We start from the raw sequence: 20,386 nt of genomic DNA on the forward strand, positions 1-20,386 counted from the left end.
TTGGCTCAGCCAACTACTGGAAATTTGTACAGAGTTGCTGCTGATTATATCAGCGCGGTGAGGGATGCCAACCGCGAAATCTCCAGATGCGGCAACAAACGGCTGTCATCTATCCGCATCAGGTCGCCTTCGCGCAGGTTAATCCAGCAGGCCTGCATTCCGCAGCGCACGGCACCGGCCACATCGGTGGTCAGGTCATCGCCGACATGCAGGATTTGCTCCAGCGGCACACCTAAACGCTGCGCAGCGGTATGATACATATCGCTGAAAGGTTTAGCCCGCCCGTCCGGCCCGGCCCGCAGGATGAATTCGAAGTAGTTATCCAGCCCGAAGAGGTGCGGCTCTGCGTTACCGTTGGTGATCGCCACCAGCGGCCATTTTTTAGCAAGCTTTGCCAGCGTGTCGTGCGTTTCCTGTGGGATGTCGATGCGGCTGCGCCATTTTGCGAAGTTCTCCATGGCGGCACCGGCACCGGTAAAGGCCTCTTCCGCACTAAGTCCGGCATCCAGCATCATTTGCTCGACGGCACGGCGACGCCATTCGGTGACATCATGATAAATGTCCGGCTCTTTCACGCGAAGCGCTTCACGGCTGCGGTGAAAATCCAGGGCAGTAAACGCGCTGAGCTTTGGGTGATAATTCTGCACAAAGGCCAGCGACTCCTGAGTGGTGCGCAGGATCACCGGATGGTTATCATAAAGCGTATCGTCGAGATCGAACGTCAGAGCAGCAATTTGCCCGAGCGGGCGGTAAAAATGCATTACGATTTCCCCCGTTTGGCGCGTGGATGCGCGGCATCATACACCGAGGCTAAATGTTGAAAGTCGAGATGGGTATAGATTTGCGTAGTGGACAGGTTAGCGTGCCCAAGCAGTTCCTGAACGGCGCGCAAATCGCCGCTAGATTCCAGCATGTGGGTGGCAAACGAGTGACGCAGCTTATGGGGATGCACATGGCTGCTTAGCCCCTGCTTGATACCCCATTCGCCAAACCGCTTTTGCACATTGCGGGCGGATATTCGCTTTCCCGTCTTCGCCAGGAATAACGCATCGTCGTCCGGGCCAAATAGCTCGCGCAGATCCAGCCAGTGTTCAACCCAGGTCACTGCGCCCCGGCCAACGGGTACGCGGCGCTCTTTGCTCCCTTTCCCCATCACCCAGACCTCTCCGGTAGAAAGATCTATATGACTGCAATTCATATTCACCAGTTCGGAAAGACGCAGGCCAGCGCCGTACATCACTTCCAGCATTGCCCGATCGCGTACCGCCAGCGGATCGTTCAGATCGATATCCAGCAGATGATTCACATCATCGACTTCAATGTTTTTAGGCAAATGCCGACCGGCTTTTGGCGTGGTGATGCCTTTGGCCGGGTTCGCCTTTAGCTCTCCCTGGCTGACCATCCAGTCGAAAAAGCTGCGTAGTGCCGAAAGTCTTAATGCGAGGCTGGAGGCCTGTAGGCCAGCCCTGCGGCTACGCACGGCCAGTGAACGCACGGCGGCGGCATCGCATTGCTGCCAACTGGTGAGCTTCATCTCTTCGGCAATGTGAATAATCGCCGTGAGCTGGCGCTGGTAGTTCAGGAGAGTGAGCGGGCTGAGCTGACGCTCAACCTTGAGGTATCGCAGAAAACCATCAACGTGAGGCGTTAATACGGAAGTGGTCATGCCCGTTCAATCCAACGCTCCAGCAAGTCCGGCAGCATCAGCGCCAGCTCGTGCAGCAGCTGCGTGCCCTGCCCCTGTTGATAATGTTGCGGGTCGCGGCTACTGAACAGCAGAACACCAAGATCGCCCTCGTTGCCCATCAGCGACAGGGCAACGGAACCAATGGCTTTTGCCTGCGGCAAGACCAACAAAAGTTCCGGGCCATTAAGCGGGCCGAGGTAGTGCTGGCTTTCGCCAAGACGCTGAATACGCAGCGGCTCAAAAGCCGGGCGGTTCAGCGCGAGATGCGTGAAGTCTGACGGAGCGCCGATACGCCAGCGGTCAGCAAAAAGCCGGATGTTCGCCCCGGCAAGACCCATGTCCCGCGCCCAGCGATGCAGCCGGTTCAGCATTTCCTGCAGGCTGGAAGCCGAAGCCAGTCGCCCCTGAAGCTTCAGTAGCCGATAGAACAGACCTTCGTTGGCGCTCGCCTGCTCCATCAGCAGCGTCATGTTCTCTTCGAGGTGATTGATGTGGTTACGGCTGCGGGCCATATGCCACTCCACCAGCGAAACGCTGCCGCGCACCGGGTGAGGAACCTGCATGCTCTCCACCTGGTGGGCATTGCGAATAAAGAAATCAGGGTTGCGCTGTAAGTATTCGGCAACCGCGACATCGTTAAGCTCAAGAAGGGCTTCTTGCTGTTCCTCGGCATTCTTCATAGATGTATAAATCCATCATAGACGTGGGCCGCCGGGCCGGTCATGTAAAGCGGTGACCCTGGCCCTTTCCAGGCGATATCAAGACGGCCGCCAGGTAGCTCAACGCGTACCTGCTCCGCCAGTAATCCTTGTTGAATTCCAACCGCCACTGCGCCACAGGCGCCGCTGCCGCAGGCTTGAGTTTCGCCCGCACCGCGTTCGTAAACGCGCAGGCGAATGTGTTCGCGGCTCACCACCTGCATGAAGCCGATGTTGGCTCGCTCAGGGAAGCGTTCATGGCTTTCCATCACTGGGCCCAGGCTTTCAACCGCGGCGGTTTCGATGTCATCGACCTGAATGACGCAATGCGGGTTCCCCATTGAAACGACGCCGCACATAATGGTTTGTTCGGCGGCACGCATAATATAGGTCTTTTCTGCTTTGTTTGCCCGGAACGGCACCTGGGACGGTTCGAAGTTAGGCTCGCCCATATTGACGCGAACCATCTCATCCTCCGTCACGCTCAGTACCATTCTGCCATTGGCGGTACTGACGCGAATTTCACGCTTATTGGTCAGCCCTTTCAGGCGCACAAAGCGGGCAAAACAGCGCGCGCCGTTACCACACTGGGAAACTTCACTGCCATCGGCGTTAAAGATCCGGTAATGAAAGTCGAGATCGGGATCGTAGGGAGGCTCAACGATCAGCAACTGATCGAAGCCGACGCCAAGATGACGATCCGCAAGCCGACGGATCAGCTCCGGAGAGAAATAAACATTCTGCGTCACCGCGTCGACGACCATAAAGTCATTACCAAGGCCATGCATTTTAGAGAACTGCATCTTCTGCTCCATTAGCGCGGTTACAAAGCACGATTTAGCTAGTAAACAACCTGAGTCGGCGCATCATCAATGCCGCGACTGTTGCGGACGGGTGCCGTCTGGACAGGTTGTTCTTGGGTTGCGCTGTGCGTTGTCGGCGTCGCTTTTTTATCAGCCGGAGGGAAATAAAGAGGCCCCTTCAGGCCGCAGCCGGTGAGGCTGACGAGCATCAGTGCCAAAGCTAGAGGGCAGAAAATCTTCTTCATTATCGGGTAGCCTGTGATTCACTATTCTGCCGTCTATCATCGCAGGTGAACCCTGAAAAGCAATACTCTTCATCACCCAGACCGCTGAAAATCACCTGGCAGTAAATCGGGCAAGAAAATAATCGCTGCTACCTGGCCCTTCTCATCGCTGACGCAGGTTGTCTTTCAAAAGGTGGCACAGATAAAACGGATGAGTATTACGGCCCTGAATGATCCCTGAGCCGCAGTTTCTAATTACCGGCGATGCTCTTATACTGCCCTGAAATCCCAACAGGAAGCAGACATGAACGACAGCGAATTTCACCTTTTAGCCGATAACCTGTGGCGCACGATTGAAGAGCGCCTGGACGACTGGGACGGCGATAGCGATATTGATTGTGAGATCAACGGTGGCGTACTGACCATCAGCTTTGAAAACGGCAGCAAAATCATTATCAACCGCCAGGAGCCTTTGCATCAGGTGTGGCTGGCCACCAAAAGCGGCGGCTACCATTTCAACCTGAAAGGTGACGAATGGATATGCGACCGTAGCGGCGCAGAGTTTTGGCAGTTGCTGGAAGAAGCGAGCACGCAGCAGGCAGGTGAAGCGGTTAGCTTCCGCTGATTACGGCTGGTACTGCTGCAGCAGCGGCGCTGAGTTGTCGTCCTGATTAACCGGCGCGGCTGTTGTGAGTGACTGGGTGCGGAACGGAATGACCTGCACCCGCCCATCCGTTTTCACAATCTGATAGAACTGCGGCAGGTTGAAGTTGATGAAGCTTGAGCCGTAGGTAAAACGATCGTGGGACGAGGAGTAGAAGCGGCTCACGTCGCGCACCAGCTCTTCTTTGCTGCCTTCGCAATGATGATAAACTTCCGCCCGGTTGCTTTCATCCAGGATATAGATGTTGAAGCCCTGGTCTTCACTGGCTTCTTCAAAGAAGAACTGAATAATCCCTTCACTGGCAAAGCCATCCACGACCGCCGGCAACTGTACCTGGTTAGTGCCAACCTGCACCGACAGGCCATGCAGCTTGTTGTGCGAGATGGCACCATAAAACTCAACGGCGTTTTCCAGTTTTTGTACCGAGACATTCAAACGCTCGAAGAACAGGCCCCATGTCTGCCCGGAGACGCGCAGCGCTTTAAAGCGGCCCGGCTCCTGGCGCGTGCTGGAAAGGCGGAACTCGATGCATTCAGACACCAACTGCTGTACGCGAGTGCGGATCAGGCCACGCAGGTGCTGGCTGTAGCAGAAGACTTCCACGCTATCTGGCGGTGCGGCGTCCTGGTGCATTTTCCCAAGAATGGTTTTCAATGCCTCGATCATCGCCTGCTCGCCGTTAAAGTGCAGGGTACGCACTTCGTTCCACGAGTTGCGATACAGCAGGTCAACGCTGCCAATCAGGCACTGCTGCTGCTCGCCGAAGCTGAACACATCCAGCTTACGGAAATCGAAATGCACAACCTGATTGCGGAAGGCGGCCGTCGGGTCATATTCAAGGTTGACGATAATCGCCAGATGGCGAATCTCGCACGGGCTATACAACGCTTTTGGCGTCGGTGCCGGGAGCCGCAGCGGGAAGTGATGGGAGACATCCGCCACCATCTCCTGCAGCTTCGGTAAATCACAAATACCGTTGCCCTTAATAAACAGGCGGGTACGCGAGGTCAGCAGGCCGTTAAAGTAGGCCCACGCCACCAGCTTATTAAGATAACGGTTATATTCCAGCGGTTGATGGCTGACGATAGAGTCCATGTTCGGCGCACGGTTGTAGAGATACCAGCCAGAGCGGTTCGCACGGCCAAGCGGCACATGGATAAAGGTCAGGTTCGGTTCAGACAGATCCGGGGAAATCTGCGGGTTTACCAGCGTGACTTTGCCCGGCAGCGCTTCAAACGCAGCGTACAGCTTACGCGTTAACACGCCGATGTCCTGCGGACTGGCGGACACACTCAGATTGTTGCGGCGCGCAAAGCGGATCAGATTGCGGTAGCTTTGCATCATCGCGTCGAGCAGTTCGTTGTGCGCCTCGCGGACCTGGTCGATTTTCCAGTTTGCACGGTTGTCCAGCATCGCCAGACGCGCTTCGTCCCAGCCCCAACTCTTCACCAGTTGACTAAGGACTTCGCGGCGCCAGCCAACACAGGCGCGCTCACGGGAAAGTTTTTCGCAAACTTTCAGATAGAAACAGCGGCGAACCAGGTCCAGACGCGCATGATCTTCGATTTGCGTCAGGTACTCGGTGACGCGTTCCAGCATCATGCAGTACGGATCGAGGCCAAAGGAGACAATTTCGCCGTCGTGCAGGCGCTGTTTAATGTCTTTTGCCAGCAGGCGCGTGTTCGGATATTCCCAGGAATACGCCTCCAGCAGCAGCGTTTTCAGCACGGCTTTATACGGCGAGTCGATGCTTTTATAGAGCTGCCACAGGCTGGCGCCAAAGTACTCTTCAGCAGACAGTGAACTTAATCCACCGAGATCTAGCCACTCGTTCGGCGTCAGGACACCCTGCGCATAGAGGCTCATCACGTAATCGTCGTAATGCTCTTCTTCATCGCCCGGCACCATGTTCCACAGAATGCGCTTCCCGGCCAGACGTACCGCAGTACGGTAAAATTCGTCCAGCAGCAAGATATGCTGGGTAGAACCGCAGTCTTCGCCGCCCAGGCTGCCGCTTTCGTTGTGGCGGAAGCGGTTTTCATCAATCAGGAAGAAACTGACCTCAACGCCAAGGGAGGCCGCCCAGCTTTCCAGCAGGCTACATTTGCGCTGCAGCAGTTGGCGCTCGTCGTTATCGAGCCAGGCCTGGTGGCAAACCCAGATATCAAGGTCAGAAGAGCAGCTCTGCCCCACGGAGGAGGTGCTGCCCATAGAATAGAGGCCGGTGATCGGCAGTTCGCCCGCTGGCGTCTCCTGAGGCGGCATACCGCGCTGCAGTTCGAGTTCGTCCAGGTAGTGGCGTTGGGTTTCATCAGGCGTGTAGAGGCAAATGCCGCGGGGAACGTTACCGTCAAGGTAACCCGGCATCAGCGGGTGATGATAATGTAATAACGTTGGCAGTAGACTGTAGACCTGTTGGAAGGCAGGCCCCATAGCAGCAAGCGCACGATCTACGCGCAGTTGGTTGATGGCATCCAGTCTCTGTTTAAGTGTCTCAATATAGAGGTACAAGACGTATCGCCTGATGGTTTCAGTATTACGAAAAAACCCGTTTCCTGGTTGTTGTCCCCATTATTATAAACGATCGGGACAGCAATTGCTGGAAACGTGATCAATTTAACACCTTGCCTGTTGACCGTAAAGAAAGATGCGCTACCAAAGTGGTAGATGCCCTGGCCACAGGCTGTTTCTTCCATAATACGAATCACGTCCCTCTGTTGCCGGAAAAACCGCCGAACCTGACAGCCTTCCGCTAAGAGTGGTAGGATGGTCAGTGGACGATAATTACGGTAACAAGCATGTTAGACAATATACTCAGAATTGCCACTCGCCAAAGTCCCCTTGCACTCTGGCAAGCACATTATGTTAAGCAACGTCTTGAAGCTTTTCACCCGCAGCTCACCGTTGAACTGGTGCCAATGGTCACCCGTGGCGACGTCCTGCTGGATACGCCGCTTGCCAAAGTCGGCGGCAAAGGGCTGTTCGTTAAAGAGCTGGAGCTGGCAATGCTGGACGGGCGCGCGGATATCGCCGTCCATTCCCTGAAAGATGTGCCGGTGGCATTCCCTGAAGGTCTGGGGCTGGTCACCATCTGCGAGCGCGACGATCCCCGCGACGCTTTTGTTTCCAATCATTATCAAACGCTGGATGAGTTGCCTGCCGGCAGCATTGTGGGCACCTCAAGCCTGCGCCGTCAGTGTCAGATAGCCGAGCAGCGTCCAGATCTGGTGATTCGTTCCCTGCGCGGCAATCTTGGCACCCGCCTTGGTAAACTGGATAAAGGCGAATACGATGCCATTATTCTTGCCGTTGCCGGGCTAAACCGCCTTGAGATGCAGGATCGCATTCGTTACGCCTTACCGCCGGAAGTGTCTTTACCCGCAGTCGGCCAGGGCGCCGTCGGCATCGAATGTCGCCTGGACGATGAACGCACCAAAGCACTGCTCGCACCGTTGAATCACCATGAAACCGCCGTTCGCGTGAGCGCCGAACGTGCGATGAATATGCGCCTTGAAGGTGGCTGTCAGGTGCCGATCGGCAGCTATGCAGAGCTGAAAGATAACGAGCTTTGGCTGCGCGCATTAGTTGGCGCGCCGGACGGTTCCATTATGGTTCGTGGTGAACGTCGAGGTAAGCCAGAAGATGCCGTGGCCATGGGTGTTTCACTGGCTGAAGAGCTGTTGAATAACGGCGCAAGGGAAATCCTCGCCGACGTTTATGATGGAGACGCTCCCGCATGACGATCCTCGTCACCCGCCCCTCCCCAGCCGGGGAAGAGTTAGTGAGCCGACTGCGCACACTCGGGCAGGTGGCTTACAGCTTCCCGCTTATCGAGTTCTCGCCCGGCCGGCAACTATCGCAGCTTCCGGCCCAGCTTGCGGCGCTCGCGCCAGGCGATCTGGTCTTTGTCCTCTCACAGCACGTCATTGACTATGCCGCCCCACTTTTGCGCCGTAACGGCATCCCGTGGCCGGGCAATCTCAGTTGGTTCGCCATCGGCAGAACGACAGCGCTGGCTTTCCATACCGTCAGCCATATTCCTATTCGTTACCCACAAGATCGGGAAACCAGCGAAATCTTGCTACAATTACCTGAATTACAAAATGTTGCTGGTAAGCGCGCATTGATTTTACGTGGTAATGGCGGGCGTGAACTGTTGGGCGAAACGCTGGAAGCGCGAGGTGCAGAAGTTAGCTTCTGCGAATGCTATCAGCGAAGCGCTATTATTTACGATGGAACAGAAGAAGCCCACCGTTGGCACGCCCGGGGGATCTCAACGCTGGTCGTGACCAGCGGCGAAATGCTACAGCAGCTTTATACGCTTACGCCTGACTGGTATCGCGAGAACTGGTTACTTCGCTGTGAGTTACTTGTTGTCAGCGAGCGTTTGGCAAGGCTTGCCAGGACATTGGGTTGGCAGAATATTCGGGTCGCCGCGAATGCGGACAATGACGCGCTGCTTCGCGCGTTACAACACACCTAACAATAACAGGACGCCACAATGACGGAACAAAATACTTCCTCCGCCATAGTTGAGGAAACCACACCCGCGGCGGAGACGCCATCACACGCCGAGCCCGTGACGAAGAAAAATCGTTCCGGCATTGCCGGTATTGCGCTGGGGGCCATCGCGATTGCCATTGCCCTGGCATTAGGTGGCGGACTTTATAGCTATGGTAAGCATCAGGCGTCCACTCAGACGGCCACCAGCGATGCGCTGGCAAATCAGCTGATTGCCCTGCAAAAACAGCAAGAAGAACAAAAAAGTGAATTTGAAGCGGCGCTAAAACAGCAGACGACCGCACTTAGCGACGCCAGCAAACAGCAGGCAGCGCTGGCACGTCATCTGGACGAAGTGCAGCAAAAAGTCGCGACAATTTCCGGTAGCGATTCCAAAACCTGGCTGCTGGCACAGGCCGATTTCCTTGTGAAACTGGCCGGCCGCAAGCTATGGAGCGATCAGGATGTCACCACGGCCGCTGCGCTATTGAAAAGCGCTGACGCCAGCCTGGCAGATATGAACGATCCAAGTTTGATCACCGCTCGCCGCGCACTGACAGACGATATCTCTACGCTGTCTACGGTAACACAGGTCGACTACGACGGAATTATCCTCAAGCTCAATCAGCTCTCTAACGGCCTGGATAATTTGCGTCTGGCCGACAACGACAGCGATGATTCCCCGATGGATTCTGACAGCAGCGAGTTGTCAGGTACGATTACCGAATGGCGCCAAAATCTGGTGAAAAGCTGGCACAGCTTTATGGATAGCTTTATTACTATCCGCCGCCGCGATGAAACCGCGGTTCCGCTCCTGGCGCCGAATCAGGATATCTACCTGCGCGAAAACATCCGCTCCCGCCTGCTAGTCGCCGCGCAGGCGGTGCCACGCCATCAGGAAGACACTTACAAGCAGGCGCTGGATAACGTTTCAACGTGGGTTCGCGCCTACTACGACACCAATGATTCCGCCACCAAAGCGTTCCTTGAAGAGCTTGATGGCCTGAGCCAGCAAAGTATTCATATGGATATTCCGCAAACGCTGCAAAGCCAGGCCCTGCTTGAAAAGCTGATGCAGACTCGGGTTCGCAATTTGCTTGCTCAGCCGGCAAGTCCTGCGGCCAATGATGCGCAGCCAGAAGCGGCCCCCGCTCAGCCGGCACCTGCCGTAAGTCAGGGGGAATAAATATGATTAAAGTCTTATTGCTCTTCCTGCTGCTGATTGCGGGCATCGTGCTGGGCCCAATGCTGGCAGGCCATCAGGGCTATGTTTTAATTCAGACCGATAACTACAACATTGAAACCAGCGTGACCGGATTAGTCATTATTCTGATCCTGACCATGCTGGTGTTGTTCGCCATCGAATGGGTATTGCGCCGCATTTTCCGTACCGGTGCCCGTACCCGTGGGTGGTTCCTGGGCCGCAAACGCAGCCGCGCCCGCAAACAGACCAAAGCCGCATTGTTGAAACTGGCCGAAGGCGATTATCAGCAGGTTGAGAAGCTGATGAGTAAGAATGCCGATCACGCCGAACAGCCGGTGGTTAATTACTTGCTGGCTGCCGAAGCCGCCCAGCAACGCGGGGATGAAATTCGTGCAAACCAGCATTTAGAGCGCGCCGCCGAACTGGCGGATAGCGATCAGCTTCCGGTCGAAATCACTCGCGTTCGCCTGCAGCTTGCCCGCAATGAAAACCACGCCGCACGCCACGGCATTGATAAGCTTCTGGAAATTGCGCCGCGCCATCCTGAAGTACTTCGCCTGGCCGAGCAAGCTTACCTGCGAACCGGCGCATGGAGTTCCCTGCTGGATATTCTGCCGGCCATGGAAAAAGTGCAGATTGGGGATGAAGCCCACCGCGATGCGCTGCAACAGCAGGCGTGGATCGGCCTTATGGATCAGGCGATGGCCGGACAGGGTAACGAAGGCCTCAAAACCTGGTGGCGTAATCAAAGCCGTAAAACGCGCCACCAGACCACGCTGCAGGTCGCCATGGCAGAGCATCTTATTGAGTGCGATGATCACGACGCCGCCCAGGAGATCATCCTTGACGGGCTGAAGCGCCAGTATGACGATCGTCTGGTATTGCTGATGCCGCGTCTGAAGTCAGGTAACCCAGAGCAGTTAGAGAAAGCATTGCGCCAGCAGATCAAAACGCAAGGCGATCGCCCTTTACTGCAGAGTACGCTTGGCCAGCTGCTGATGAAACACGGTGAATGGCAGCAGGCATGTGATGCATTCCGTGAGGCCATTAAACAGCGCCCGGATGCCTACGATTACGCCTGGCTGGCAGACTCTCTAGACAAATTACATAAGCCTGAAGAAGCCGCCCTCATGCGTCGTGACGGTCTGTTGCTCACGCTGCAAACTCCCTCTAACAGCTGATCATCAGGGCGGAGCTCTACCGCCCTTTTCTTTTTCCCACGCAAAAAAAAACACCTGCCGCAGGGCAGGTGTTAAAACAGGTCTGTTTGACAACTAAGTGGTGCTTCACTCAACGTTATGTCCAGGGTGTTCGATGAGACCCCATGGGGGCGACATCTATCGGTGGACGATAAGCACCGTAATCGGCTCTGCGTCATTCCTTGGTTTATGAAGCCGAAGCAAACATAAGAAGTGGAATGAGCATCTACGCAGGTATTATTGCACAATACATGCCAGGTTTGCATGCAGAAACGGACTCAACTACCAAAATTAGTATTTTCATAGTATTAGCACCGCAAAGCTTTCTCCCCCGGGCTTTCCCGCCGGCCTGCACCGGCAGAAATGAATTGTCTCCTCCAGGAGACAAACTGTGGCTTAAATAAAAAAACCAAATAAAAACATGAGATTAAATGTCTCCATTTGAAGACACAAAATCACCCGATTGTCGCACCCAGGCGACAATTTCAGCGGCAGAATGACAAGGGTGGGTTTGCGACCGCGGGAATTTGCGAGGGGAGACATCCCCTACGGGCCGCTGCTGAAGCAACGTTGCCTCGCTACGCTCGGCTCAAACCTCCTTCGAAGGTTCTCATCCTCTGTAAGCTTCAAATGCAAAAAGGCCAGCTCGAAAGCTGGCCTTTTCTAAAGTGGTCGGCGAGAGAGGATTATTCCCCTGCGGGCCGTTGCTGAAGCAACGTTGTCTCGCTACGCTCGGCTCAAACCTCCTTCGAAGGTTCTCATCCTCTGTAAGTTTCAGATGCAAAAAGGCCAGCTCGAAAGCTGGCCTTTTCTAAAGTGGTCGGCGAGAGAGGATTCGAACCTCCGACCCACTGGTCCCAAACCAGTTGCGCTACCAAGCTGCGCTACTCGCCGAAATACTGCTTTTACTGCTGCTTTCAACACATCAAAAGCTTATTAGGGCTCCGGGCTGAAAGCAAAAACCCTTCTTCAGAAGGGCTTTTAAAATTTGGTCGGCGAGAGAGGATTCGAACCTCCGACCCACTGGTCCCAAACCAGTTGCGCTACCAAGCTGCGCTACTCGCCGAAATACTGCTTATTAATTTAGGTGTGGTGCGAAGAGAGGGACTTGAACCCTCACGTCCGTAAGAACACTAACACCTGAAGCTAGCGCGTCTACCAATTCCGCCACCTTCGCATACATCTAAATTAATGGGGTGGCTAATGGGACTCGAACCCACGACAACTGGAATCACAATCCAGGGCTCTACCAACTGAGCTATAGCCACCACTGTAAAACTTTCACGCGGTACATGATACCACCGCAGCTCTAGCGCCATTATAATAAATGGTGCGCCCGACAGGATTCGAACCTGAGACCTCTGCCTCCGGAGGGCAGCGCTCTATCCAGCTGAGCTACGGGCGCGTAGCGCCGTTGCGGGGTCGGATAATACGGGCTTCGTGCTCAGCTGTCTAGTGCTTATTTCAATAAAATACTCGCAAAACTGCGCGTTTGGTTATGCTTTGTGCATCCTGATGCTTATCCGTTCAGTTTTTCACTAACGGCATGCTTATTCAGGCCAAACACCTTATAAACCAACGTCACCGCAGCCAGGAAAACAACGCCGACCGTCAGCGACATTCGCGTATCTTCATTCAAGCCCATCCCCACAAGCACACACGCCAGGAACGCCATGGTCAGGTAGTTAGCCCACGGGAATAAAATAGATCGGAACGGGTGGCTGGCAATGGCTTCCCGGTGCGCCTTACGGAAGCGAATCTGGCTAATCAGGATCACAAACCACGGCACCATGCCCGGTAATACGCTGGCGCTGTAGACATAAACGAAAACGCGCTGCGGATTTGGAATGATGTAATTCAGACAAGAACCGAGCAGCAGAATACCGATAGAAACAGCTACCCCAACGACAGGCACGCCGCTACGGGAAACTTTCGCCATTTTGGCCGGGAGCTGGCGGTTTTTCGCCAGGGCATACAGCATACGCCCACAGCTGTACATACCGCTGTTACAGCCAGACAATGCCGCCGTCAAAACAACAAAGTTAATAATCCCTGCCGCCGCGGTGATGCCTATTTTCGCGAAGGTCAGTACAAACGGGCTACCTGTAGTGCCGATTTGGTTCCATGGGAAAATAGTGACGATAACGAAAATCGCGCCCACATAGAAAATCAGAATACGCCACAGCACTTTCCCTACGGCACTGCGTAAGGTGACCTGCGGGTTCTTAGCTTCGCCGGCGGTAATACCAATTAACTCCACGCCCTGATAGGAAGCCACAACAATACACAACGCGGTCAGGAATCCTTTCCAGCCGCCGGCAAAGAAGCCGCCGTGCTCTGTAAGGTTGCTAAAGCCAGTCGCCTGACCATGATTTCCAAAACCGAAAAAGATAACGCCCAGGCCAACGACAATCATCACGATGATGGTTGTCACTTTAATCATTGCAAACCAGAACTCGATTTCCCCGTAAAGGCGCACTGCCGCAAGGTTTGCCAGCGCCACAAGCCCTACGGCAAAAATGGCGGGCAGCCACTGAGGAAGATCCGGGAACCAGTATTGGACGTAGACGCCAATCGCTGTAATTTCGGAGATGCCAACCGCCATCCACATAAACCAGTAAGACCAGGCCGTCAGATAGCCGAAAAAGGGGCTCATATAGCGGTGCGCATAGACGGCAAACGACCCGGCTACGGGTTCAAGGAACAACATTTCTCCCATTGAACGCATAATAAAGAACACGAACAGGCCCGCAATAATGTACGCCAGCAGTACCGACGGTCCGGCCCATTTGAGGGTACTGGCGGCGCCCATAAACAGGCCAACACCAATGGTCCCTCCCAGGGCGATAAGTTCGATGTGTCGAGCTTCCAGCCCGCGCTGCAGCTCTGCTTTTTTCTCTGCCATAAATCCTCTGTATTGTGTTTGCTTTACTCCGGTTTTTACCGGTTATTGTGTTTGGTTGTTGCCAGACTCAATAACAGGCCATGCAGCGTCGGCAAGAGATTTGCTGGCGCAACATCACTACGGCACTGCATCGAGTGGGCGCAATGGTTCCGTATTTTTTACAAAATTACAAATAACTGCGTAACAAACTGGAATAAGTCTGGTTGAAAATCGTGCAGAGAAAGCAAAACGCGCCCGGATGAGCGCGTTGAAAGGTTTAAAGCTTGCCGGTCAGATGCCAGCGCTGATAGCGTAGCAGCCTGAGTTGCCGTTTAATGCGGGTCGGCTGTGAAAGCAGGCGGTATAGCCATTCCAGCCCGAATTTTTGCCAAACCTTAGGCGCCCGCTTTACTCGCCCGGTAAATACGTCATATGTTCCACCCACACCCATATAAAGCGCATGGGGATGGACCTTCCGACACGCCTGCATCAGGATCTCCTGACGTGGCGAGCCCATCGCGACGGTAACAAGCTCAGCCCCACTGTCACGAATGCGCTCAAACAAGGCTGGCCGCTGCGCATCGGTAAAATAACCGTCCTGGCTGCCGACAATATTGACCTGCCAAAGCTGCCGTAGCTTAGCTTCGGTCTGCGCAAGAACGTCGGGCTGGCCGCCCACCAAAAATACCGGGGTCCCTTCCTGACCCGCCCGTACCATCAAGGCTTCCCACAGATCGGCCCCCGCTACGCGATTAACCACAGCTTCAGGGTATTTTTTCCGGATGGAGCGAACGACGCTGATGCCGTCGGCGTATTTGTATTCCGCTGCCGCAATCAGACCGCGAGTTTGCTCATCGTCTTCTGCCGTCAGCACTTTTTCAGCATTAATCGCCACTAACGTCCCCTGGCGCAATCGCCCCCCCGCATAGAGATAATCCAGCGCATGCTGCATATCTCGCCATCCCAACAGGTCAAGACCACGAAGAGTATAAAAAGGGGCTTCAGTAGAGTTGTTCATGAATATCCTTGTCATGCATTTTGCGCGTCGACTGCGGACACGCGGCGCAAGCGCTGATGAATAAGCCCCGCGCTTTCAAATAGCCAATAAAGTAATTTTGCCACGACAAGGCAGGCGCCAAAAATGACCAGGAAGAACACCACGCGTGAAACAAAAGAGTCCAGCCCCTCACGAGCCAGAACGATCATATTGAAAATCGCCCCGAAGCAGAACGCATAGATTATTGCCGCTTTGTAGCGATTACTTTCTCTGTTCGCCAGCTCATACAGCCAGTCAAACCATTGGATAATCAAGCCGACGACAACTGCCCCGAGTGGGATAAACCACACGCCGCCCATCACCACCAGCGAGCCTATCAGCGTTGGGGAAATGGCCAGTCCCGAATGGTTGTTCAGTACCTGCCAGGTGAAATAGTTCGCGGTATTCAGCACCGTGCCAGGACGATCTGGCCAGACCCAACTGGGGATAAATACGTAGAAATCCCGAATAATAGGTGCGAGCCCCTGGAATTCAATCTTGTCGTAATTTTGCAGCAAGAGACCCAGATTCTCCCACGGAGAGAACGTATCTCGGGTCAAATAAAGGAAGGTATAAAACGCTTCGTCACCGCTGACGTTCAGGCCGTAGCGCTTAAGCGCCAGCCAGAACATCCCGACGATCCCTAGCACACCCGCCGCCGCCAGCATCCAGAGGGAGATCCACCCGCGAATAATGCCGATAAACAAGAAGATGGCGAAGGCGATGATGATGTTGGCACGCGTCCCGCCGACAATCATGTACGTTAACAGGCCGAAACCCACAGTACTGACCAGGAAGAAGATCCAGGCCCGGCTGTCCTGACGCAGGAAGTACACCACCAGCATGGCTGGTATAAAGAAATAGAAGAAGCGCTTAAGCGCTACGCCTGACACTTCACTGGAGAAAATTTGGCTGTAAGAATGCAGCTTAAACAACAGGAAGCCGTTATGGGCAAAGAAGATGCCGACGCTGATCAAAGCCACTAACACCAGCATCAGCCACGTCAGGTTCGTCTCAACGCGATTCATGGTAAATAGCGGACGCCGCTCCATGTGCCCTGCCTTCGCCCTAAGCCGCGTTTTATAGGTCACATAGTAAATGCCATAGAAACAGGCCGCCGCGAGCTGAGCCTGCAACAGCACGTCCGCGGGCACCACCGATACCCCAAAACGAAACACCAGGGTACAGGTAAACGGAAAGCCGAAGAAAAAGGTCAACAGGTAAAGCAGTGAAAAGAAGACGTTGAAGTTAAAGCGCACGCGGCGAAACTCTTGATACGTCAACAATCCGATAAACCCGACCGACAGGAACCAGACAACAAATAACCCGCCAAATTGCGTCAGACTCATTTTTGCTCTCCAGCCGCGGTGCTAAGCGCGCGATGCCACCCATCGATATAGTTAGGGTTAAAGAAAGCGATGCTTTGTTTATCCAGTAAGCGTAGCTGGCGCTGAGCTTCCCGCACCGTCGCCTCATCCAGGATATCCTCGGTAAAGAGCACCGGAATATGCTGCTCAACCATGTCTTGCCAGAAAGGATTTTTCCGGTTCAGCACGCAGGGGATCCCGGCCTGAATCAGTAAGCAAAGCGTGCCGATGCCCTGCTGGCGTGCAAAGATAAAATAGCCGAGATCGCACTGACGCAGCAGAGTGAGGTAATCATTGAATTCGATTTTTTCCGTCAGCACGTCAAAATTTTCCGGGCTAAATAAACCGCTGCCAGCCTGCTTTACTTCTGCAATATAAGCTTCGTTATTTGTCGGGTATCCCATCGGCACAACAATGCGCACCGTGTCGCCAAATTGCTGATGAATAGCCTTCAGTACATCAACATGCTGGTTGCTGCGGTCACCAGAGTTGCCCACGAGTAACGTCAGCTTCCCGCTGTGTTGCCGATCAACAGCCATTGTATTGAGGCCAGGATCCATACGCGTTGGGAAATACAGCAGCTCGCCAGGCACCTGTGGGTGCCGCTGGTGAAAATAGCTTAAATCCCCACGCGTGGCGTAAACGCGCCCAACTAGGCCTTGGGCAAAACGGCGTAACTGGTAAAAAAGCCGAAATTTGATGCTGCGTGAAACCTCATAAAGATCGGCTCCCCAGATATGCCAGTTCACCTGCTCCGGCTTTAGTCCCCCGGTTAGCAAGGCAATCCAAAGACTGCCGTTAAACTGCCCGTGAAAAAAGAAACGCTGCTGTCGGTTAGCTCGAGCTTTTGCCACAATTTCTGCGGCAATAGCCTGCTTTGAAGGGCATAGAGAGATCGACAGCGCCGGAAAAGCGGACAACAAAGAGCGATCCTCTGAAACCACGATAAATTCTCGTGCATGAGGCGTCGTGGCGGCCAGAACGTCGTTAAAAAAACGTAATACCGTCTGATTATGATGCGGGATATCAGATCCCAATACGTGAATCAGTGTTGTCATGCTCGTCTACGATAAATAAGAAATACGCCACAGCAGAGCGCAAAATAAACAATATAGGTCGCCATATAAGCCTGAGCCGCGCCCAACGCACCATGAGCAGGTATTAACCAACGCGAAAAGCCGGTTAACAGCATAAACTGACTGATTTCAGTCAAAATATAAAAGCGCAGTGACGCCTTCGCGATAACCAAATAGCCAAACACATAGGCGCCTACCTTCAGCACATCCCCCACCAGCTGCCAGGCAAACAAATCACGCATGGCGATAAATTTTGGCGAAAACAGTAGCCAGATGGCGAAATCACGCAGCAGCCAGACTGTCAGGCTTGCGGCTGCCACGGCGGGCAGAACAAACTTTAGCGAGCGCACAATTTCACGCGTGATGGCGCTTTTTTCTTTCAGACGAGCAAGCGTTGGCAACAGGTAAACGCTAAAAGATGCCGTAATAAACTGCAGATAAGCATCTGAAATACTGCTTACCCCTTGCCAGATACCGACTTCGTCCCAACTGTAATGTTCCGCCAGCAGGTTTCGCATCATCACGTAGGCCACGGGAAGCGTGACTGAGGTGATCAGCGCCATGAGCGTAAACTTGCCAAGATGGCTGGCCAGCAGCTTATCCCAGCTCGGTCTCAAATAGCCCAGCGGAACATGTTCGCGCCTGACCAGCATAAGCACCGCAGGAACGACGACCAGAGCGGGGACCAACGCGAGACCTAACAGCGCCCCCTGGTAACCGCCGAAGCGATAGCAAGCATAATAAGCCAGCACGCCAATAACGCTGCCTGCAATTAACGCAAGTGCGTTACCCGCCGCATCGCGAAACCCCTTCATAATGGCCAGCGACAGGTTTGCCCAGGCAATGCCCATCTGGACCAGTGCCACCAGACGCACCAGGTTCTGGTAGTCCGCATGACCAAACAATCCAAGGCTTATCGGTCCCGCGGCCAGAACGAAAATCACGGCCAGCAGCGACGAAAAACCCAACACCATCGCCGAGGAGGTGCCAAGTACCCGCTTTAACTGCTCCGGATTGTCATGATGTTCAGCAACGTATTTGGTGACACCGTTAAAAATACCCGCACCAGCAAGCACGCCGAGCACGGTTACCATCTGACGAAAATTACCGGCCAACCCCACCCCAGAAGGGCCAAAGGCAACGGCCAGCATTTTGACCACCAGCAAACCGGCACCAATTTTTACCAGCGTGGACCCGGCGGTCCACAGTGACGCTTTAGCTAACGACATCTCAGGCGAAGTAGCTTTGCAGCGTATTGATGACGGTGCGTTGGTTCACTGGCGGCAAGTTATAGAAAAGCGGCAGGCGAAGCAAACGCTCACTTTCACGAGTGGTGAAGCGATCTTCCCCGTGGAATCGACCAAATTTCTCACCGGCCGGGCAAGTATGCAGCGGAATGTAGTGGAACACCGCCAGGATCTCCGCTTCCTTCAGGTAGGAAATCAGCGCGCTGCGGTCTTCAATATCGCGCAGCTTGATGTAGAACATATGGGCATTCTGCACGCAATTTTGAGGAATAGTCGGAAGTTCGATACGCCCGGCTTTTGCTAACGGCAAAAGAGCGTCGTGATAGGTTTGCCACAGCTTCAGACGCTGCTGGTTAATCTGTTCTGCCGCTTCAAGCTGCGCCCAAAGATAAGCCGCCTGCAGATCGGCCATTAGGTAGCTTGAGCCAATATCACGCCAGGTGTATTTATCCACCTGACCGCGGAAGAACTGACTGCGGTTGGTGCCTTTCTCACGAATGATTTCTGCCCGCTCGATTAAAGTAGGGTCGTTAATGAGCGTCGCGCCACCTTCCCCGCCCGCGGTATAGTTTTTCGTCTCATGAAAACTGAAACACCCGATGTGGCCAATTGCACCCAGCGCGCGGCCTTTATAAGTCGACATCACACCCTGAGCGGCATCTTCCACCACAAACAGGTTATGTTTTTTGGCGATGGCCATAATGGTATCCATTTCACAGGCCACTCCTGCGTAATGGACCGGCACGATAGCTCGCGTTTTTTCAGTAATTGCCGCTTCAATTTTTGTTTCGTCGATGTTCATGGTATCAGGGCGCACGTCCACAAAGACGATGACGGCCCCTCGAAGCACAAAGGCATTAGCCGTCGAAACAAAGGTGTAGCTCGGCATGATCACTTCATCGCCAGGCTTGATATCCAGCAGGATAGCGGCCATCTCCAGCGAAGCTGTACAAGACGGCGTCAGCAGCACTTTCTTGCTGCCAAAACGTTGCTCCATCCATTGCTGGCAGCGGCGAGTAAATCCCCCGTCTCCGCACAGTTTGCCGCTGCCCATAGCAGCCTGCATGTATTCAAGTTCAGTACCAACGACCGGCGGAGCGTTAAATGGGATCATTTTTTCACCTGTATAACCAGAAGGCGGTGCTTTCTATGGTGGCACCGCTTTTAATGTAGCGACGCAGCGCGGGGGTATTACTCACCTGAGTTGCCACCCGCAGGGTTTGCAAACCACGCTGACGACACCAGTCTTGCGCAGCAGCCATCAGTTCCTCGCCCAATCCTCGTCCAGCAAGCAGGCCAATTCTGGCCTCGACATCATTTAACTGCCGTAACGTCACAAAGCCCTGGGGCTCATCGCCGTTCTGCCGCAACAGGCACTGGTGATCGAACGTGCCAAGGACGGCGTTTTCAATCCATTGCGCATAGAAACGGCCGCTGTCCCCGGCCTTATACCAGGGCGTACGAAAGCGGCTTTGCGTGAATACCTGAGAAGCCGCCTGGCGAAGCGAAGGGATGTCATTCGGCTGGGCGATATCGACGGGAATATTTGCATTTTGCGTGCCAACAGAAAGGGCCAAATCCACTTCACCTTCGACAAGCTGGAAGCCAAGCTGCTGCAGACCATCCAGCCAGTCGGTACGATGAGAGGGAATTTTTGCCTGGACGCGCGACCAGGTATTTAACTGATCTTCCTGCAGCGCAGGGGCTTCCTCAGAGAAGCGAACCGCGCAGCTGTTTACGTCAAAGAAACGATTTTCCCAGTCCAGAGGAGCCAGGGTGCCGTGAATTGGATTCATC

At 54.2% G+C, this 20,386-nt stretch carries 18 protein-coding genes, 5 tRNA genes and 2 other RNA genes; 5 read left to right on the forward strand and 20 right to left on the reverse strand.

Annotated elements, in window-relative coordinates:
* Positions 1-44: 44 nt before the first annotated feature.
* Genes yigB through lptM form a run of 5 tightly spaced genes read right to left on the reverse strand, consistent with a single transcriptional unit; the run spans position 45 to position 3,433 of the window.
* Entirely contained in the window at positions 45-761 is a 717-nt protein-coding gene (gene yigB / locus WFN87_RS19105) for a 5-amino-6-(5-phospho-D-ribitylamino)uracil phosphatase YigB (protein WP_336983773.1), read from the reverse strand.
* A complete protein-coding gene (gene xerC, locus WFN87_RS19110; RefSeq protein WP_336983774.1) occupies positions 761-1,666 on the reverse strand; it encodes a tyrosine recombinase XerC in 906 nt (301 codons plus the stop codon). The genes yigB and xerC overlap by 1 nt, the downstream gene beginning before the upstream one ends.
* Entirely contained in the window at positions 1,663-2,367 is a 705-nt protein-coding gene (locus WFN87_RS19115) for a DUF484 family protein (RefSeq protein WP_166995870.1), read from the reverse strand. The genes xerC and WFN87_RS19115 overlap by 4 nt, the downstream gene beginning before the upstream one ends.
* Positions 2,364-3,188, reverse strand: coding sequence for a diaminopimelate epimerase (gene dapF, locus WFN87_RS19120; RefSeq protein ID WP_061277805.1), 825 nt, complete (start codon positions 3,186-3,188; stop codon positions 2,364-2,366). The genes WFN87_RS19115 and dapF overlap by 4 nt, the downstream gene beginning before the upstream one ends.
* A gap of 38 nt (positions 3,189-3,226) precedes the next feature.
* Complete coding sequence (lptM, locus tag WFN87_RS19125; RefSeq protein WP_336983775.1) at positions 3,227-3,433, reverse strand: LPS translocon maturation chaperone LptM; 207 nt, start codon at positions 3,431-3,433, stop codon at positions 3,227-3,229.
* A 283-nt stretch (positions 3,434-3,716) separates the two neighbouring features.
* On the opposite strand from lptM, the gene cyaY reads away from it, so the two are divergent.
* Positions 3,717-4,037 (forward strand): iron donor protein CyaY, encoded by a 321-nt coding sequence (gene cyaY / locus WFN87_RS19130; protein WP_008455522.1) that lies wholly within the window; start codon positions 3,717-3,719, stop codon positions 4,035-4,037.
* Here cyaY and cyaA read toward each other — a convergent pair whose 3' ends face one another.
* Positions 4,038-6,587, reverse strand: coding sequence for a class I adenylate cyclase (cyaA, locus tag WFN87_RS19135; protein ID WP_008455525.1), 2,550 nt, complete (start codon positions 6,585-6,587; stop codon positions 4,038-4,040). It abuts the gene before it with no gap.
* A gap of 287 nt (positions 6,588-6,874) precedes the next feature.
* Between cyaA and hemC the strand changes: the two genes are divergently transcribed.
* Genes hemC through hemY form a run of 4 tightly spaced genes read left to right on the forward strand, consistent with a single transcriptional unit; the run spans position 6,875 to position 10,961 of the window.
* Entirely contained in the window at positions 6,875-7,816 is a 942-nt protein-coding gene (gene hemC / locus WFN87_RS19140; protein WP_008455526.1) for a hydroxymethylbilane synthase, read from the forward strand.
* On the forward strand, positions 7,813-8,559 hold the full coding sequence (hemD, locus tag WFN87_RS19145; protein WP_008455527.1) for a uroporphyrinogen-III synthase: 747 nt from the start codon (positions 7,813-7,815) through the stop codon (positions 8,557-8,559). Before hemC ends, hemD begins: the two co-directional genes overlap by 4 nt.
* A gap of 18 nt (positions 8,560-8,577) precedes the next feature.
* Complete coding sequence (hemX, locus tag WFN87_RS19150) at positions 8,578-9,762, forward strand: uroporphyrinogen-III C-methyltransferase (protein WP_336983776.1); 1,185 nt, start codon at positions 8,578-8,580, stop codon at positions 9,760-9,762.
* Between the two features lie 2 nt (positions 9,763-9,764).
* Positions 9,765-10,961, forward strand: coding sequence for a protoheme IX biogenesis protein HemY (gene hemY / locus WFN87_RS19155; protein WP_336983777.1), 1,197 nt, complete (start codon positions 9,765-9,767; stop codon positions 10,959-10,961).
* 525 nt (positions 10,962-11,486) lie between these two features.
* On the opposite strand, the gene WFN87_RS19160 is transcribed toward hemY, so the two are convergent.
* The 14 genes from WFN87_RS19160 to rffC form a co-directional block, all read right to left on the reverse strand.
* A non-coding RNA gene (locus tag WFN87_RS19160) (RtT sRNA) lies at positions 11,487-11,614 on the reverse strand.
* Positions 11,615-11,648: 34 nt separating this feature from the next.
* A non-coding RNA gene (locus tag WFN87_RS19165) (RtT sRNA) lies at positions 11,649-11,762 on the reverse strand.
* 34 nt (positions 11,763-11,796) lie between these two features.
* Positions 11,797-11,873: transfer RNA gene (locus WFN87_RS19170), tRNA-Pro, on the reverse strand.
* A gap of 95 nt (positions 11,874-11,968) precedes the next feature.
* Positions 11,969-12,045, reverse strand: a tRNA-Pro gene (locus tag WFN87_RS19175).
* A gap of 24 nt (positions 12,046-12,069) precedes the next feature.
* Positions 12,070-12,156, reverse strand: a tRNA-Leu gene (locus tag WFN87_RS19180).
* Positions 12,157-12,171: 15 nt separating this feature from the next.
* Positions 12,172-12,247: transfer RNA gene (locus WFN87_RS19185), tRNA-His, on the reverse strand.
* A gap of 60 nt (positions 12,248-12,307) precedes the next feature.
* Positions 12,308-12,384 (reverse strand) — tRNA-Arg (locus tag WFN87_RS19190).
* A 114-nt stretch (positions 12,385-12,498) separates the two neighbouring features.
* Complete coding sequence (gene thrP / locus WFN87_RS19195) at positions 12,499-13,884, reverse strand: bifunctional threonine/serine APC transporter ThrP (RefSeq protein WP_008455535.1); 1,386 nt, start codon at positions 13,882-13,884, stop codon at positions 12,499-12,501.
* A gap of 256 nt (positions 13,885-14,140) precedes the next feature.
* On the reverse strand, positions 14,141-14,881 hold the full coding sequence (wecG, locus tag WFN87_RS19200; RefSeq protein ID WP_166995861.1) for a lipopolysaccharide N-acetylmannosaminouronosyltransferase: 741 nt from the start codon (positions 14,879-14,881) through the stop codon (positions 14,141-14,143).
* An 11-nt stretch (positions 14,882-14,892) separates the two neighbouring features.
* Positions 14,893-16,248, reverse strand: coding sequence for an ECA oligosaccharide polymerase (gene wzyE, locus WFN87_RS19205; protein ID WP_336983778.1), 1,356 nt, complete (start codon positions 16,246-16,248; stop codon positions 14,893-14,895).
* Positions 16,245-17,324, reverse strand: coding sequence for a TDP-N-acetylfucosamine:lipid II N-acetylfucosaminyltransferase (locus WFN87_RS19210; RefSeq protein ID WP_336983779.1), 1,080 nt, complete (start codon positions 17,322-17,324; stop codon positions 16,245-16,247). Before WFN87_RS19210 ends, wzyE begins: the two co-directional genes overlap by 4 nt.
* Positions 17,321-18,571, reverse strand: coding sequence for a lipid III flippase WzxE (wzxE, locus tag WFN87_RS19215; protein ID WP_336983780.1), 1,251 nt, complete (start codon positions 18,569-18,571; stop codon positions 17,321-17,323). The genes WFN87_RS19210 and wzxE overlap by 4 nt, the downstream gene beginning before the upstream one ends.
* A 1-nt stretch (position 18,572) precedes the next feature.
* Positions 18,573-19,703: a dTDP-4-amino-4,6-dideoxygalactose transaminase gene (rffA, locus tag WFN87_RS19220; RefSeq protein WP_336983781.1), complete on the reverse strand. Its 1,131-nt coding sequence runs from the start codon at positions 19,701-19,703 to the stop codon at positions 18,573-18,575.
* A 4-nt stretch (positions 19,704-19,707) separates the two neighbouring features.
* The gene (gene rffC, locus WFN87_RS19225; RefSeq protein WP_336983788.1) at positions 19,708-20,385 is read right to left on the reverse strand and encodes a dTDP-4-amino-4,6-dideoxy-D-galactose acyltransferase; all 678 of its coding nucleotides are present in this window, start codon (positions 20,383-20,385) and stop codon (positions 19,708-19,710) included.
* Position 20,386: the final 1 nt, after the last annotated feature.

Source organism: Cedecea sp. AS113 (assembly GCF_037152415.1).
Lineage (GTDB): Bacteria > Pseudomonadota > Gammaproteobacteria > Enterobacterales > Enterobacteriaceae > Cedecea.

What these genes read in the sequence shown, in the direction of transcription:
- yigB (WP_336983773.1), bottom strand. Translation starts at nt 761, where the DNA reads ATGCATTTTTACCGCCCGCTCGGGCAAATTGCTGCTCTGACGTTCGAT.
- xerC (WP_336983774.1), bottom strand. Translation starts at nt 1,666, where the DNA reads ATGACCACTTCCGTATTAACGCCTCACGTTGATGGTTTTCTGCGATAC.
- WFN87_RS19115 (WP_166995870.1), bottom strand. Translation starts at nt 2,367, where the DNA reads ATGAAGAATGCCGAGGAACAGCAAGAAGCCCTTCTTGAGCTTAACGAT.
- dapF (WP_061277805.1), bottom strand. Translation starts at nt 3,188, where the DNA reads ATGCAGTTCTCTAAAATGCATGGCCTTGGTAATGACTTTATGGTCGTC.
- lptM (WP_336983775.1), bottom strand. Translation starts at nt 3,433, where the DNA reads ATGAAGAAGATTTTCTGCCCTCTAGCTTTGGCACTGATGCTCGTCAGC.
- cyaY (WP_008455522.1), top strand. Translation starts at nt 3,717, where the DNA reads ATGAACGACAGCGAATTTCACCTTTTAGCCGATAACCTGTGGCGCACG.
- hemC (WP_008455526.1), top strand. Translation starts at nt 6,875, where the DNA reads ATGTTAGACAATATACTCAGAATTGCCACTCGCCAAAGTCCCCTTGCA.
- hemD (WP_008455527.1), top strand. Translation starts at nt 7,813, where the DNA reads ATGACGATCCTCGTCACCCGCCCCTCCCCAGCCGGGGAAGAGTTAGTG.
- hemX (WP_336983776.1), top strand. Translation starts at nt 8,578, where the DNA reads ATGACGGAACAAAATACTTCCTCCGCCATAGTTGAGGAAACCACACCC.
- hemY (WP_336983777.1), top strand. Translation starts at nt 9,765, where the DNA reads ATGATTAAAGTCTTATTGCTCTTCCTGCTGCTGATTGCGGGCATCGTG.
- thrP (WP_008455535.1), bottom strand. Translation starts at nt 13,884, where the DNA reads ATGGCAGAGAAAAAAGCAGAGCTGCAGCGCGGGCTGGAAGCTCGACAC.
- wecG (WP_166995861.1), bottom strand. Translation starts at nt 14,881, where the DNA reads ATGAACAACTCTACTGAAGCCCCTTTTTATACTCTTCGTGGTCTTGAC.
- wzyE (WP_336983778.1), bottom strand. Translation starts at nt 16,248, where the DNA reads ATGAGTCTGACGCAATTTGGCGGGTTATTTGTTGTCTGGTTCCTGTCG.
- WFN87_RS19210 (WP_336983779.1), bottom strand. Translation starts at nt 17,324, where the DNA reads ATGACAACACTGATTCACGTATTGGGATCTGATATCCCGCATCATAAT.
- wzxE (WP_336983780.1), bottom strand. Translation starts at nt 18,571, where the DNA reads ATGTCGTTAGCTAAAGCGTCACTGTGGACCGCCGGGTCCACGCTGGTA.
- rffA (WP_336983781.1), bottom strand. Translation starts at nt 19,703, where the DNA reads ATGATCCCATTTAACGCTCCGCCGGTCGTTGGTACTGAACTTGAATAC.
- rffC (WP_336983788.1), bottom strand. Translation starts at nt 20,385, where the DNA reads ATGAATCCAATTCACGGCACCCTGGCTCCTCTGGACTGGGAAAATCGT.